The organism is Enterobacter cloacae complex sp. IR5458 (assembly GCF_049238025.1).
Lineage (GTDB): Bacteria > Pseudomonadota > Gammaproteobacteria > Enterobacterales > Enterobacteriaceae > Enterobacter > Enterobacter kobei.
Genome location: NZ_JBMKIF010000001.1, coordinates 100862 through 115858, shown reverse-complemented (window position 1 = coordinate 115858; position 14997 = coordinate 100862). Strand labels below are relative to the sequence as shown.

Annotated in this window: 12 protein-coding genes; 1 reads left to right on the top strand and 11 read right to left on the bottom strand. The window is 55.3% G+C overall.

The window, feature by feature from the left end:
* Positions 1-33: 33 nt before the first annotated feature.
* The 9 genes from ACOTYN_RS00565 to ribF form a co-directional block, all read right to left on the bottom strand.
* On the bottom strand, positions 34-267 hold the full coding sequence (locus ACOTYN_RS00565; protein WP_014882500.1) for a YgdI/YgdR family lipoprotein: 234 nt from the start codon (positions 265-267) through the stop codon (positions 34-36).
* Positions 268-405: 138 nt separating this feature from the next.
* Positions 406-3630 carry a carbamoyl-phosphate synthase large subunit gene (gene carB / locus ACOTYN_RS00560; RefSeq protein WP_014882499.1) on the bottom strand — a complete coding sequence of 1075 codons (3225 nt, stop codon included), beginning with the start codon at positions 3628-3630 and terminating at the stop codon, positions 406-408.
* Between the two features lie 18 nt (positions 3631-3648).
* The gene (carA, locus tag ACOTYN_RS00555; RefSeq protein ID WP_014882498.1) at positions 3649-4797 is read right to left on the bottom strand and encodes a glutamine-hydrolyzing carbamoyl-phosphate synthase small subunit; all 1149 of its coding nucleotides are present in this window, start codon (positions 4795-4797) and stop codon (positions 3649-3651) included.
* Between the two features lie 454 nt (positions 4798-5251).
* On the bottom strand, positions 5252-6073 hold the full coding sequence (gene dapB / locus ACOTYN_RS00550) for a 4-hydroxy-tetrahydrodipicolinate reductase (RefSeq protein WP_332956147.1): 822 nt from the start codon (positions 6071-6073) through the stop codon (positions 5252-5254).
* A 205-nt stretch (positions 6074-6278) separates the two neighbouring features.
* Entirely contained in the window at positions 6279-7229 is a 951-nt protein-coding gene (gene ispH / locus ACOTYN_RS00545) for a 4-hydroxy-3-methylbut-2-enyl diphosphate reductase (RefSeq protein ID WP_014882496.1), read from the bottom strand.
* Position 7230: 1 nt separating this feature from the next.
* Positions 7231-7680, bottom strand: coding sequence for an FKBP-type peptidyl-prolyl cis-trans isomerase (gene fkpB, locus ACOTYN_RS00540; RefSeq protein WP_003856450.1), 450 nt, complete (start codon positions 7678-7680; stop codon positions 7231-7233).
* Between the two features lie 117 nt (positions 7681-7797).
* Positions 7798-8298: a signal peptidase II gene (lspA, locus tag ACOTYN_RS00535; RefSeq protein ID WP_008502034.1), complete on the bottom strand. Its 501-nt coding sequence runs from the start codon at positions 8296-8298 to the stop codon at positions 7798-7800.
* Positions 8298-11114 (bottom strand): isoleucine--tRNA ligase, encoded by a 2817-nt coding sequence (ileS, locus tag ACOTYN_RS00530; protein WP_332956149.1) that lies wholly within the window; start codon positions 11112-11114, stop codon positions 8298-8300. The genes lspA and ileS overlap by 1 nt, the downstream gene beginning before the upstream one ends.
* A 45-nt stretch (positions 11115-11159) precedes the next feature.
* Entirely contained in the window at positions 11160-12086 is a 927-nt protein-coding gene (ribF, locus tag ACOTYN_RS00525) for a bifunctional riboflavin kinase/FAD synthetase (RefSeq protein WP_014882494.1), read from the bottom strand.
* 327 nt (positions 12087-12413) lie between these two features.
* Here ribF and rpsT point away from each other — a divergent pair, with 327 nt between their 5' ends.
* Positions 12414-12677 carry a 30S ribosomal protein S20 gene (gene rpsT, locus ACOTYN_RS00520; RefSeq protein ID WP_003856458.1) on the top strand — a complete coding sequence of 88 codons (264 nt, stop codon included), beginning with the start codon at positions 12414-12416 and terminating at the stop codon, positions 12675-12677.
* Between the two features lie 57 nt (positions 12678-12734).
* Here rpsT and nhaR read toward each other — a convergent pair whose 3' ends face one another.
* Both nhaR and nhaA read right to left on the bottom strand, forming a co-directional pair.
* Positions 12735-13634: a transcriptional activator NhaR gene (gene nhaR, locus ACOTYN_RS00515; protein WP_332956151.1), complete on the bottom strand. Its 900-nt coding sequence runs from the start codon at positions 13632-13634 to the stop codon at positions 12735-12737.
* 57 nt (positions 13635-13691) lie between these two features.
* Entirely contained in the window at positions 13692-14867 is a 1176-nt protein-coding gene (nhaA, locus tag ACOTYN_RS00510) for a Na+/H+ antiporter NhaA (protein WP_332956153.1), read from the bottom strand.
* Between the last annotated feature and the right edge of the window lie 130 nt (positions 14868-14997).

Here is a 14997-nt window from a genome sequence, read left to right as displayed (position 1 = left end):
CGAAAAGCCGTGGCATTTGCCACGGCTTTTTTTTTAGTTATCCAGCTCGCCCATGGATTTCACCTGGTCACGGTTAATCTGCTCTGTTTGACCGGTTTCGGCGTTCTTGTACGACACCAGTCCGGTGTCATCATCTACCTGCGGTTTCCCGTCAGTCACGATGGTTTTGCCATCGGTGGTTTTGACTGCCTGGTTAGACGAACAGCCTGCTACGGTAAACAGTGCAGTGGCAGCCAGAACGGAAGCGATCAGTAATTTATTTTGCATGGTGTTTTCCCCTGCTCTCAGATGAATTTCGTTATCGACCTAACCATTTTAGGCTAACTGACTGAAAGCGGATGGAAAACCAGAAGGTTCTGAAGAGGGGAAGAATGCCCGGCAACCGAATGGCACCGGGCATTTTTCTTACTTGTTAATCTGCGCGTGCATTTCCTGCACTGAAATCACCTTCTCGGTGGCATCCGCGTTCAGCGCCATAGCTGTTGCGAAACCGCCGTTCAGAGTAGTGTCGTAGTGCACTTTGTACTGCAGCGCGCTGCGGCGAATCAGCTTGGAGTCTTCAATCGCCTGACGACCTGCGGTGGTGTTGATGATGTAGGTGTATTCGCCATTCTTGATACGGTCCTGAATGTGCGGACGACCTTCATGCACCTTGTTCACCAGGCGCGGGTTGATACCGGCTTCACCCAGCACAATCGCCGTACCGTGAGTTGCATCCAGCTCGAAGCCCTGTTTCAGCAGCTTGGCCGCCAGGTCAACCACACGCTCTTTATCGCCTTCGCGAACGGAGAGCAGCGCACGGCCTGATTTTCTCATGGTGGAGCTACTGCCGAGCTGCGCTTTCGCGAACGCTTCAGCGAAGGTGCGGCCCACGCCCATCACTTCCCCGGTAGAGCGCATTTCTGGCCCTAACAGCGGGTCAACGCCCGGGAATTTGTTGAACGGCAGCACCACTTCTTTCACCGAGTAGTACGGCGGAATGATCTCTTTGGTCACGCCCTGCTGCGCCAGCGTCTGGCCTGCCATCACGCGCGCCGCCACTTTCGCCAGCGGAATACCGGTGGCTTTGGAGACGAACGGGACGGTACGTGCCGCACGCGGGTTCACTTCAATCAGGTAGACTTCGTTGTCTTTCACCGCGAACTGGACGTTCATCAGGCCGCGAACCTGCAGCTCGAAGGCCAGCTTCTGCACCTGCTGACGCATCACATCCTGAATTTCCTGGCTCAGGGTGTAGGCTGGCAGAGAACAGGCTGAGTCACCTGAGTGCACGCCCGCCTGCTCGATATGCTCCATGATGCCGCCAATCAGCACCATTTCGCCGTCGCAGATGGCGTCAACGTCCACTTCCACCGCGTCGTCGAGGAAGCGGTCGAGCAGCACTGGCGCATCGTTAGAAACGCTCACCGCCGTCTGGAAGTAGCGACGCAGGTCAGCTTCGTCATACACGATTTCCATCGCGCGGCCGCCCAGGACGTAAGAAGGACGCACCACCAGCGGATAGCCAATCTCTTTCGCCTTCTCAACGGCCATCTCAATGGCGGTGACGGTGGCGTTGGCTGGCTGTTTCAGCTTAAGACGGTCAACCGCCTGCTGGAAACGCTCGCGGTCTTCCGCACGGTCAATGGCATCCGGGCTGGTACCGATAACCGGTACGCCTGCGGCTTCCAGCGCACGTGCCAGCTTCAGCGGAGTCTGGCCACCGTACTGCACGATAACGCCTTTTGGCTTCTCAATGCGCACGATTTCCAGCACGTCTTCCAGAGTAACCGGCTCGAAGTAGAGGCGGTCGGAGGTGTCGTAGTCGGTTGAGACCGTTTCCGGGTTACAGTTGACCATGATGGTCTCGTAACCGTCTTCGCGCAGCGCCAGCGAGGCGTGTACGCAGCAGTAGTCAAACTCAATGCCCTGGCCGATACGGTTTGGACCGCCGCCCAGCACCATAATCTTGTCGCGGTCGACGGACGGGTTCGCTTCACACTCGTCTTCATAGGTGGAGTACATGTACGCGGTGTCGGTGGAGAACTCCGCCGCACAGGTGTCCACGCGCTTGTAAACCGGGTGCAGGTCATACTGGTCACGCAGCTTGCGGATTTCCGCTTCACGTACGCCCGCCAGCTTGGCCAGACGCGCATCGGCGAAGCCTTTACGCTTCAGCATACGCAGGAAGTCTGCGTCCAGGCCGTTGATGCCCAGCTCTGCCACTTTCTCTTCCAGACGCACCAGCTCTTCAATCTGCACCAGGAACCAGCGGTCAATGTTGGTCAGGTTGAATACGCCGTCGACGGACAGGCCAGCACGGAAGGCATCGGCGATGTACCAGATACGCTCTGCACCCGCATCTTTCAGTTCGCGGCGAATTTTGGTCAGTGCTTCCGGGTCGTCCAGGCTGACTTTAGGGTCAAAGCCGGTTGCACCCACTTCCAGACCGCGCAACGCTTTCTGCAGGGATTCCTGCTGCGTGCGGCCAATCGCCATCACTTCACCGACAGATTTCATCTGGGTGGTCAGGCGGTCGTTCGCACCGGCGAATTTCTCGAAGTTGAAGCGTGGAATTTTGGTCACAACGTAGTCGATGGACGGTTCGAAGGAGGCTGGCGTGCGGCCACCGGTGATATCGTTCATCAGCTCATCGAGGGTGTAACCCACCGCCAGTTTCGCCGCCACTTTCGCAATCGGGAAGCCGGTCGCTTTGGAGGCCAGCGCGGAGGAACGGGACACGCGCGGGTTCATTTCGATAACAATCAGACGCCCCGTTTTCGGGTTCACCGAGAACTGCACGTTTGAACCGCCGGTTTCCACGCCGATTTCACGCAGCACCGCCATCGAGGCGTTACGCATGATTTGGTACTCTTTGTCGGTCAGCGTCTGGGCTGGCGCAACGGTGATGGAGTCGCCGGTGTGGATACCCATCGCATCGAAGTTTTCGATGGAGCAGACGATGATGCAGTTGTCGTTTTTATCACGCACCACTTCCATCTCGTACTCTTTCCAGCCAATCAGCGATTCATCAATCAGCAGCTCTTTGGTTGGCGAGAGATCCAGACCGCGTTCGCAAATCTCTTCGAACTCTTCGCGGTTGTAGGCGATACCGCCGCCGGTCCCCCCCATGGTGAAGGATGGACGGATGATGCACGGATAGCCCACTTCAGCCGCAACGGCCAGCGCCTCTTCCATATTGTGCGCGATACCAGAACGTGCGGTGTCGAGGCCGATTTTTTTCATCGCCACGTCGAAGCGACGACGGTCTTCTGCTTTATCAATCGCATCGGCGGTCGCGCCAATCATGGTCACGCCGAACTCGGCCAGTACGCCCTGACGCTCCAGCTCCAGCGCACAGTTTAGCGCCGTCTGGCCACCCATGGTTGGCAGCACAGCATCCGGACGCTCTTTCTCAATGATTTTGCGTACCACTTCCCAGTGAATCGGCTCGATGTAGGTTGCATCCGCCATTTCCGGGTCGGTCATGATGGTCGCCGGGTTGGAGTTGACCAGGATAACGCGGTAACCCTCTTCACGCAGGGCTTTACATGCCTGCGCACCGGAGTAGTCAAATTCACAGGCCTGGCCGATAACAATCGGGCCAGCGCCAAGGATCAGGATGCTTTTTATGTCTGTACGTTTTGGCATGGTCTTCTCGGCTCCTGATTATTTAGCGGTCTTACGGTATTGCTCGATAAGTTCGATGAAGTGATCGAACAGCGGCGCGGCGTCGTGCGGGCCCGGGCTGGCTTCCGGGTGGCCCTGGAAGCTGAACGCTGGCTTATCGGTACGATGAATCCCTTGCAGGGTGCCATCGAACAGTGATTTATGCGTCACGCGCAGGTTAGCCGGCATTGACGCTTCATCGACGGCAAAACCGTGGTTCTGCGCGGTGATCATCACCGTGTTGTTATCAATATCTTTCACCGGGTGGTTACCACCGTGGTGGCCGAACTTCATCTTGATGGTGTTCGCACCGCTCGCCAGCGCCAGCAGCTGATGGCCGAGGCAGATGCCGAATACCGGGATGTCGGTTTCCAGGAAGGACTTGATGGCGTCGATAGCGTAGTCGCACGGTGCCGGGTCGCCAGGACCGTTAGAAAGGAAGATGCCATCCGGGTTCATCTTCAGTACGTCTTCGGCAGAGGTTTTCGCCGGAACCACCGTCAGACGGCAGCCGCGGTCAACCAGCATGCGAAGGATGTTGCGCTTGGCGCCGAAATCATAGGCCACCACGTGGAACGGCAGCTCGCTCTCTTTTTTCGCTTCCGGCAGGTCGCCTTCCAGCGTCCAGCTACCCTGCGTCCAGCTATAGGCTTCAGCGGTAGTCACTTCTTTCGCCAGGTCCATGCCGTTCAAACCCGGGAAGGCTTTCGCTTTTTCCAGCGCCAGCGTGGCATCGAGGTTATCACCCGCGATGATGCAGCCGTTCTGTGCACCCTTCTCGCGCAGCAGACGCGTTAACTTACGGGTATCGATATCAGCAATCGCCACGATGTTATGGCGCTTCAGGTAAGACGAGAGATCTTCAGTGCTGCGGAAGTTGCTGGCAATCAGCGGCAGGTCGCGGATGACCAGGCCTTGCGCATGTACCTGAGAAGATTCTTCGTCAGCCGCATTGGTGCCGACATTGCCGATATGAGGATAAGTAAGAGTAACGATTTGGCGAGAATAGGAAGGATCAGTGAGGATTTCTTGATAACCGGTCATTGAAGTATTGAAAACGACTTCCCCAACCGCCGAACCCGTTGCCCCTATGGCCCGACCGATAAACTGGGTTCCGTCTTCCAGAACCAATAGCGCTGACTTAATCAAAACACCCTCCAGAGAATATTCACTCACTTTATTTGCATATTAATTCATAACCATGTCATGAATCAATGCAAATGTGTTGCCAGCGGATTTTTGGCAAACGGCGGCATTCTGGAGATTTGGAGGCTAAAAGTCAACTTAAAACGGATATTTTGTTTATCCTTTTGCAAGCCTGGAGAGAGTAAAGCCACTTAAGCGACAAAAAGATCAGGTAAATCACTGTAGAAAACGCTTGCGTGCAAGGTTTAATGAAAAATTATTCGGCGAGGCAGTGAAAAGTGGACCAAATGGTCAAAATTTACATTTCAGTAACGAAAACAAGAGATAAAAGCGCTTGTTTTTAAGCTTTAGAGCAAAAATTAAAGAAAATGAGGTAAAATAAAAGGGCAATAAAATATTGCCCTATGCAATCAATATATTACGACTGCAATAACCACATCACGATGGGTAATAATGCTTACAGATTGTTGAGATCAAGCACATCTCGCATATCAAAAATGCCGCTCTTCATGCCTTTCAGCCACAAAGCGGAACGCACTGCACCATTGGCAAACGTCATTCGGCTGGAAGCTTTATGCGTAATTTCGACGCGTTCGCCAATATCGGCGAACATCGCCGTATGTTCGCCGACGATGTCACCCGCACGGACGGTAGCAAAACCAATCGTGCCCGGTACGCGTTCGCCGGTATGACCTTCGCGGGTATAGACCGCGCAGTCTTTTAAATCTTTATCAAGTGCATGAGCAATCGCTTCGCCCATCGCCAGCGCCGTGCCTGACGGCGCATCAACTTTGTAGCGGTGGTGCGCTTCAACAATCTCAATGTCGGTGTAGTTGCCCATCACCTTCGCCGCCTTCTCCAGTAGCTTCAGCATGACGTTAACGCCCACGCTAAAGTTTGCCGCGAAGACAATCGCAATTTCTTTCGATGCATCCTGGATGGCCTGCTTACCTGCGTCGTCAAAGCCGGTGGTGCCGATCACCATCCCCTTACCGTGCTGACGGCAAAACGCCAGATGCGTCAACGTCCCTTCCGGGCGGGTAAAATCGATAAATACATCGAAGTCATCCTTAACCGCTTCCAGGCTGCTATGTACGGTGACGCCGGTCTTTCCTGCGCCCGCCAGTTCACCTGCATCGGCTCCCAACAGTGATGACCCTTCACGCTCCAGCGCCGCGCCCAGTGACACGCCATCCATCTGAATTGCCGCCTGAATCAGCTGACGGCCCATACGTCCACCCGCGCCCGCAATGGCGACACGGATCTGTGCATCATGCATAGTTATTCTCTTACGTTAAAATGATGTAAATCGTTTTCAGATTAACCAGCCTTCGCAAAGGCTGCCAACTGAAAACACCGATAATTAGAATTTAACGTGAAACAGACTTAAATATCAGTAAAAGACATGATTTTGTCGTCACGATAAAGTACGGGGCAAAAAAAAGGCCAGCACATGAGATGCTGGCCTTTCATCAGATAAGGGGTTATTCCACTTCGCGAGCATCGATACGCAGTTCTTTCGGGACCTCGAAAACAATGTTCTCTTCGCGTCCTTCGAGCGGAACCGCTTCGCCGCCGCCGAGTTCCTGCAGGCGGACAATGACGTTCTGCACCAGAATATCCGGCGCGGAAGCGCCTGCGGTCACGCCGACGCAGGCCGCATTTTTCACCCACGCTTCCTGAATATCCGTCGCGTCGTCGATCAGAAATGCCGCTTTACCCATACGCTGTGCCAGTTCGGCCAGACGGTTAGAGTTAGAGGAGTTTTTCGAGCCGACCACCAGCACCACATCCGCCTGTTCAGCCAGCGCGCGCACCGCTTCCTGACGGTTGGTGGTGGCGTAGCAGATATCGTCTTTACGCGGCCCGACGATCTTCGGGAAGCGCTGGCGCAGTGCGTCAATCACATCAGAGGTATCGTCAACGGAGAGCGTCGTCTGGGTCATAAACGACAGACGGGCTTCGTTTTTGACGTTCAGCGTCAGGACATCTTCAGGCGACTCCACCAGATACATGCCCCCTTCCGGGTTACTGTACTGGCCCATCGTGCCTTCGACTTCCGGATGACCCGCGTGGCCAATCAGAATCGACTCTTCACCACGACGGCTGGCGCGCGCCACTTCCATATGCACTTTCGTCACCAGCGGACAGGTGGCATCAAAGACCGTCAGATCGCGGCTTTTCGCTTCGTTACGGACGGCCTGAGAGACACCGTGCGCGGAGAAGATCAGGATCGCACCGTCCGGCACTTCGCTAATCTGCTCGATGAAAATAGCACCACGCTCGCGCAGGCTGTCGACCACATAGCGGTTGTGCACCACTTCGTGACGCACATAAATCGGCGCGCCGTAAATTTCCAGCGCGTTTTCAACAATGCTGATAGCGCGGTCTACACCGGCGCAGAAGCCGCGCGGGTTAGCCAACAGGATCTGCATTTCAGGCCTCCAGTGCTGGGTCAATCTCCAGCACTTCAACATCAAAATGAACGGTACGCCCGGCAAGCGGATGGTTGAAATCAACGGTAATGGAGTCACCGTTGATTTCGCGGATCACACCAGGCATTTCGCTGCCGTCCATAGCGGTAAAGAGCATAATCGCCCCGATTTCCGGCTCACCCGCGTCCATAAATTCGCGACGCGAGAAATACTGGATCAGATCCGGGCTTGGCACACCAAACGCAGCATCTGGCTCCAGCGAAAAGGCTTTTTTCTCGCCCTCTTTCAGGCCAAGAAGCTGCTGCTCAAGACCTTCAGACAGGGAGGTATCGCCAAGACGGAACAGGGCCGGTTTGCCGTTATTGCGGGTGGATTCAGCCGTGGAGCCATCATCCAGCTTCAGCGTGAAGTGAACGAGAACCGCGCTGTTGCTCTGTACGGATTTAGACATGCAAATTGCTCGCTTGTTTTGGGTCACCTGTTGCCCGGTGGCGCTACGCTTACCGGGCCTACGGGAGGCCACAAATTCTGTAGGCCGGGTAAGCGTAGCGCCACCCGGCATTGATGCTTACGCCTGCTCTTTCGCGGCCGGTTTCGGCAAGAAACCTTCCAGCACGATTAACGCCGCACCGATGCAAATTGCGCTATCGGCGAGGTTAAAGGTCGCGAAGTGCCAGTCGCCGACGTAGAAGTCGATCATATCGACCACAAAGCCGTGCCACAGGCGATCGAACAGATTACCCAGCGCGCCGCCAATGATCAGCGCGTAGGCGATGTTATTCAGCTTTTGCGTTGCCTTCGAACGGTACATCAGCACTGCCAGTATGACGCAAATACCTAAAGCGATACCCGCGAAGAACCAGCGCTGCCAGCCACCGCTGTCAGCAAGGAAGCTAAACGCCGCACCGTAGTTACGTGCGTAGTGCAGGTTAAGCGACGGGAACAGCGGGACCGTCTCCCCCAGAGCAAAGTTCTGGAGGATCAGGAATTTGCTGCCCAGATCGATAATCAGCACTACCACAACCAGCCACAGCCAGCGCAGTCCTGTTGAACAGAGAGTTTTACTCATCAGGCAAACTTACGTTTTTCGCCGTCACCGGCGACGTTGCTTACACAGCGTCCGCAGATGTCTGCGTGTTCCGCCACCTGGCCGACATCCGTGGTGTAATGCCAGCAACGCGGGCATTTCTCACCGTCGGCTTTGCTCAGCGCGACTTTCAGTCCTTTGAGCAGCTCGCTCTGCTGAGCATCAGCAGAGGCCTCGGCATAATCCGCAACTTTCGCACCGGAGGTCAACAGGACAAATCGTAATTCATCACCCAGCGCGGTCAGTTTTGCCGCCAGCTCAGGTTCGGCGTACAGGGTGACTGCTGCTTCCAGAGAGCCGCCGACTTTCTTGTCCGCACGCGCCTGTTCTATAACCTTGTTCACTTCGCCACGCACTTTCAGCAGCTCGTCCCAGAAGGCATCGTTCATCGCTTCGGTGCTGGAGAGATCGAACAGACCTTCGTACCACTCGCCCGTGAAGACATATTTCTCACGGTCGCCTGGCAGGTAGCCCCAGATTTCATCTGCGGTGAAGGACATGATCGGCGCCATCCAGCGAACCAGCGCTTCAGCGATGTGGAACAGTGCGGTCTGGCAGCTACGACGCGCCACGCTGTCCGCTTTCGCGGTGTACTGGCGGTCTTTGATGATGTCGAGATAGAACGAGCCCATTTCGATGGAGCAGAAGCGCATCAGGCGCTGCACCACTTCGTGGAAATCATAAGACTCATAGGCTTTCAGGATATCGTCCTGCGCCGCTTTCGCACAGCCTACCGCCCAGCGGTCCAGCACGACCATCTCTTCCGGTTTCACCATGTCCTTCACTGGATCAAAACCGTTCAGGTTCGCCAGCAGGAAGCGCGCGGTGTTACGGATACGACGATAGCTGTCGGCAGCACGCTTCAGGATCTCGTCAGACACCGCCATTTCGCCGGTGTAGTCGGTAGAAGCCACCCAGAGACGCAGAATGTCTGCGCCCAGCTTGTTCATCACATCCTGCGGAGAAACGGTGTTCCCGATGGATTTAGACATCTTACGACCCTGACCATCCACGGTGAAGCCGTGAGTCAGTACCTGGCGGTAAGGTGCTTTACCTTTCATGGCGGTGGAGATCATCAGGGATGACATGAACCAGCCGCGGTGTTGGTCAGACCCTTCCAGATACATGTCGGCAGCGTGACCGGCAAACTCTGGACGCACGTCAACCACCGAGGCGTGGGTCGAACCAGAGTCGAACCACACGTCCAGGGTATCTGGCACTTTCTCGTAGTTGTCCGCGTCCGCGCCCAGGATGTCGCGGGCATCGAGATCCCACCACGCCTGAATGCCGTCAACTTCGACGCGCTTCGCCACTTCTTCCATCAGTTCCAGGGTATTCGGGTGCAGTTCCTGCGTCTCTTTATGTACGAACAGAGACATCGGCACGCCCCAGGTACGCTGACGAGAGATACACCAGTCAGGACGGTTAGCGACCATGGATTCGATACGCGCCTGGCCCCAGTCCGGGATCCACTGCACGCCTTTGATCTCTTTCAGAGACTGCTCACGCAGGCCTTTCTGATCCATGCTGACGAACCACTGCGGGGTTGCACGGAAGATGATCGGCGTCTTGTGACGCCAGCAGCATGGATAGCTGTGCTGCATTTTCTCAACGTGCAGCAGCGCGCCGCTGGTGCGCAGCATATCTACGATGATGTCGTTGGCTTTAAAGACGTTGATACCGTCCAGAGCCGGATAAGTACCAGGCAGGTACGAGCCGTCCGGCCCCACCGGGTTAGCGATTTCCAGACCGTACTTCAGGCTGATGTTGTAGTCGTCAGGACCGTGACCACCGGCGGTGTGTACCGCACCGGTACCGGCTTCCAGCGTAACGTGGTCGCCCAGGATGGCCGGAACGTCGAAGCCCAGGAACGGGTGTTTGAAGCGCATCAGTTCCAGCGCGTCGCCTTTCACGGTGCCCAGCACGGTGTAGTCGGTGATGTTCGCGCGTTTCAGCACGCTCTCCACCAGATCTTTCGCCAGGATAACCACGCGACCCTCAATCTGCACCAGCGCGTAGTCAAACTCACCGGACAGGGAGATTGCACGGTTGGCTGGCAGCGTCCACGGCGTGGTGGTCCAGATCACCAGCGAGACCGGGCCGTTAACGGAGGAGACACCAAATTTGGCTTTCACCGCATCCTGATCGACAGCGTCGAACGCCACGTCGATAGAAGGCGAGGTTTTGTCGTAATACTCTACTTCGGCTTCTGCCAGCGCAGAACGGCAGTCCACGCACCAGTGCACCGGCTTCGCGCCTTTGTGCAGGTGGCCGTTACCGATGATTTTGCCCAGCGCACGGATGATGTTGGCTTCAGTTTTGAAGTCCATAGTCAGGTACGGGTGCGACCAGTCGCCCAATACGCCCAGACGGATAAAGTCCGCACGCTGGCCGTCAACCTGCGTGGCAGCGTATTCGCGGCATTTTGCGCGGAACTCAGCGGCGGTGAACTTCTCACCTGGCTTGCCAAACTCTTGCTCCACTTTCAGCTCGATTGGCAGACCGTGGCAGTCCCAGCCCGGAACGTAAGGCGAGTCATATCCCGTGAGGCCTTTGGACTTCACGATAATGTCTTTCAGAATCTTGTTTACAGAGTGACCAATATGAATGCTGCCATTCGCATAGGGAGGGCCATCATGCAGAATGAAGGTTTTTTTGCCTTTTTTGGCTGCACGAATGATGCCGTACAGGTCATCATCGGTCCAACGCGCCAGCATTCCCGGTTCGCGCTTGGCGAGATCGCCGCGCATCGGGAACCCTGTTTCCGGCAAATTCAGGGTTGATTTATAGTCACTCATCAGATTCTCGGTTCCGTATTTATCACGTAGGCATTTAAGCCGGGTTCATAGCCCAAAAAACTCGCGGGCCGTCAATTCATCACGCGCAATCTGCGCTTTTAGTTCATCCAGTGAAGCAAATCGCTGCTCATTGCGTATTTTTTTACGCAGTATTACATCTATATGGCGACCATAAAGGTCCATTACAACGTCCAGCAGGTGCACTTCTAACTGTTGACGTACACCGGCGACAGTGGGACGCGTGCCAATGTTGGCAACGCCGTAAAACGGCTTATCGCCCAGTCCTGCCACTTCCACCGCATAGACCCCTTTAACCGGGGAAACCTGACGACGCAGCGGGATATTCGCCGTCGGGAAACCTATCGTGCGCCCCAGGGCGTCGCCATGCACGACGCGGCCTGAGATGGTAAACGGATGCCCCAGCAGCGTTTCTGCCGTATCCAGTTCATCATTCGCCAGCGCCTGACGCACCGCCGTGCTGCTGACGCGCACGCCGCCTTCACAGAAGGTCATCGCGCTGGTGACGTCAAAACCGTACTCCAGGCCCGCCTTCTGTAATAGCAAGAAATCGCCCTGCCGACCAGCGCCAAAGCGGAAATCATCCCCCACGGCGAGAAACTGTACGCCAAGACGCTTAACCAGCAGGTCGCTGACGAAATTTTGTGCTGTCAGTGCGGCAAAGCGACGATCGAAACGCACGCACAGCACGTAGTCCACGCCGGACTCTGCCAGGTAGCGCAGCTTCTCACGCAGGCGAGTGAGACGGGCGGGCGATTTATCCCCCGCAAACAGCTCCAGCGGTTGCGGTTCGAAAATCATCACCACCACGGGCAGGCCACGGGCCTCCCCCTCTTTACGCAATCCCTGCAACAGCGCCTGATGACCACGATGCACGCCGTCGAAATTACCAATAGTCAGCACGCACCCGTGTGGTGCGCTGCTGAGATTATGTATGCCGCGTATCAGCTTCATGTCTGGCTCAAAACAGTGAAAATCGCCAAAGTATACCTTGTACCGCGGTTAAGGTTAACCGGCGATTGTTCGCGCAAAACAGAAAGCCGTAATGATTTCATCAGGCTGACCTTTCACAGCGAAAAAATCTGCTCGTGAACTGCGATTTTTATGCCGAAAGGCTGTATTCACGCAAGACAAGCTGGTAGAATCCTGCGCCATCACTACGTAACGTAGCGTCGCTTTTTAACGGCGCTTATTTGCACAAATCCATTGACAAAAGAAGGCAAAGAGGGCATATTCCTCGGCCTTTGAATTGTCCACATAGATCATATTTGGGAGTTGGACTTGGCTAATATCAAATCAGCTAAGAAACGTGCCGTTCAGTCTGAAAAGGCTCGTAAGCACAACGCAAGCCGTCGCTCTATGATGCGTACTTTCATCAAGAAAGTATACGCAGCAATCGAAGCTGGCGACAAAGCTGCAGCGCAGAACGCATTTAACGAAATGCAACCAATCGTGGATCGTCAGGCTGCTAAAGGTCTGATCCACAAAAACAAAGCAGCGCGTCATAAAGCAAACCTGACCGCGCAGATCAACAAACTGGCTTAATCGCTACTTGTTGTTGCTTGTTTAAAGAACCCGCTTAACGCGGGTTTTTTTATGTCTTCAGATTGCCGGTGGCGTAAACAGCGCCGAGTAGTCACGGTTGCAGATTCGCTGCACCGCCGGGTGCTGAATCATTCTTTCGGCAAATATGGCGTGATACTCCTCCATCACGTTATCCACTCTGCCAATCTCCGTAATCTTGTTGTCTGAATAGAGATCGAGCACGTACAGCGTTGGCGCAACGAAGATGGCATTGTGCGCTTCGCCAAAGGCTTTCATCAGTGCCGCATCGTCGAATTCACCGAGGATCTCCACCTTCAGCCCCTGCGAGTTGAACCAGTTCAACAGCTTACGCCCGAGCATTGACCGCCTTCCCGGCACCAATAAGCGACGCTCTTCCAGACAGGCCGGGAAGGGTTTTTCCGGCGGTGGATTAATGCACCAGAAGCTGACACCGCATTCGCCAATCTTCACTGAGAACAGCCCTTCCTGCTGCGTGGAGTCGATGGGGCAGTCCGAGATAATCATATCCAGCTTATGCTGGCTCAGCTGTTCCAGCAGCATCTCGTGGGTGGATTCAAAGCAGCGCAGATGGATTTGTTCATCTTCCACCACCGCGGCATCCAGCACGCCGCTCACCAGCCGTTTGGACAGCGCATCCGCCACGCCGACGTCAAAGAGCAGGTTAGACTCTTTGCGATAGTTGACGATATCCAGCATCTCCTGGCTCAGGGTGAACATCTTGTCCGCATAGCGAAAGACCAGTTCCCCAAGTTCGCTTGGCTCAATCCCGCGGCCTTTACGCTTGAACAGCTTGCCCTGCAGGCGCTCTTCCAGCGCCTTGATTTGGCCGGAAATGGTCTGCGGCGTGAGATAGAGCGCCTCTGCCGCCCCCACCACCGAGCCCTGCTTGTAGACGTGCCAGAAGTAGTAAAGATGGTTGTAATTCAAATGAGACATAGCGTCTTCACTCCCTGAGTATGTAACGGGAGAAGGCTCATCTTCTCCCGGTTTCCGTTATGCCTGGACAGCCTGTCCGGGCAATTTCACCTTCAACAAGGTATAACCGATTACCGCGGCCAGTAATGACCCGATAAGAATGCCGAGCTTCGCCCAGACGATGAGTTCAGGGGCATTTGCGCCAAACGCCAGCGTCGAGATAAAGATCGACATGGTAAATCCAATACCACACAGCACGCCGACAGCCATAATCTGACCAAAGGTGGTGCCGTTCGGCAGCGATGCCAGCTTCATCTTCAGTGCCAGCCAGCAGAACAGGCTGATCCCCAGCGGTTTACCAATAAACAGCCCGGCAATAATGCCCAGCGGCAGGACAGACGTCAGCCCATCCAGCGTCACGCCCTGCAGGGAAACACCAGCGTTAGCAAAGGCAAACAGTGGCAGGATCATAAAGGCGACCCACGGGTGCAGGACGTGCTCAAGCTGTTTAGCAGGGGATTTACCCTCCTGCGGTTTTAGCGGCACAAAGAAGCCAACAATCACCCCGGCCAGCGTGGCATGCACGCCGGATTTCAATACCGCTGTCCAGAGCACCATCCCCACGAGGATGTAAATGCCGATGCGGCGGACATTGAAAATGTTCAGCAGCGCCAGGACCGCAATTGCGCCTGCCGCCACGCTCAGCGACAGAATCGACAGATCGCTGGTATAAAACAGCGCGATAATCACGATCGCGCCCAGATCATCAATGATCGCCAGCGCCATCAGGAAGATTTTCAACGCCATCGGCACGCGGCTGCCGAGCAAGGCTAAGACACCGAGCGCAAACGCGATATCCGTTGCCGCCGGGATAGCCCACCCGTCACGCGCAACAGGATCCTGCCAGGTAAACGCAAGGAACAGCAGTGCCGGAACGACCATCCCGCCGATAGCGGCGATCACCGGAAAGGCGGCGCGCTGACGGCTTGCGAGGGAGCCCAACACCAGCTCCCGTTTGACCTCAAGTCCCACCAGCAGGAAGAACACCGCCATTAGCGCATCGTTGATCCACAGCAGCATGTTCTTATTAATTTCCAGCGCCCCGACCTTCAGCTCAACAGGTGTTTCCAAAAATGCGTGATAGAGATCGCGCGTCATGCCCAGGTTCGCCAGCACCATTGCGGCTGCCGCGGCAATAATCAGGATCACACCACCGGACGCCTCACTGCGAAAGAAACGGTGTAGTAATTTCATTTAAGTTCTCTCTTTTACAACAATACCTCGATAAAACCATAATACCAAGCCAAATAGCTCGGCAAAAACAGATTAATATTGAGTGTAGACTCAGTTTTACCGATCTATCCCCCAAAATAAAAAAGCCCGG

Bases quoted from the DNA above. Each gene is read 5' to 3' on its own strand.
- ACOTYN_RS00565 (WP_014882500.1), bottom strand. From the start codon at position 267: ATGCAAAATAAATTACTGATCGCTTCCGTTCTGGCTGCCACTGCACTG.
- carB (WP_014882499.1), bottom strand. From the start codon at position 3,630: ATGCCAAAACGTACAGACATAAAAAGCATCCTGATCCTTGGCGCTGGC.
- dapB (WP_332956147.1), bottom strand. From the start codon at position 6,073: ATGCATGATGCACAGATCCGTGTCGCCATTGCGGGCGCGGGTGGACGT.
- ispH (WP_014882496.1), bottom strand. From the start codon at position 7,229: ATGCAGATCCTGTTGGCTAACCCGCGCGGCTTCTGCGCCGGTGTAGAC.
- fkpB (WP_003856450.1), bottom strand. From the start codon at position 7,680: ATGTCTAAATCCGTACAGAGCAACAGCGCGGTTCTCGTTCACTTCACG.
- lspA (WP_008502034.1), bottom strand. From the start codon at position 8,298: ATGAGTAAAACTCTCTGTTCAACAGGACTGCGCTGGCTGTGGCTGGTT.
- ileS (WP_332956149.1), bottom strand. From the start codon at position 11,114: ATGAGTGACTATAAATCAACCCTGAATTTGCCGGAAACAGGGTTCCCG.
- ribF (WP_014882494.1), bottom strand. From the start codon at position 12,086: ATGAAGCTGATACGCGGCATACATAATCTCAGCAGCGCACCACACGGG.
- nhaR (WP_332956151.1), bottom strand. From the start codon at position 13,634: ATGTCTCATTTGAATTACAACCATCTTTACTACTTCTGGCACGTCTAC.
- nhaA (WP_332956153.1), bottom strand. From the start codon at position 14,867: ATGAAATTACTACACCGTTTCTTTCGCAGTGAGGCGTCCGGTGGTGTG.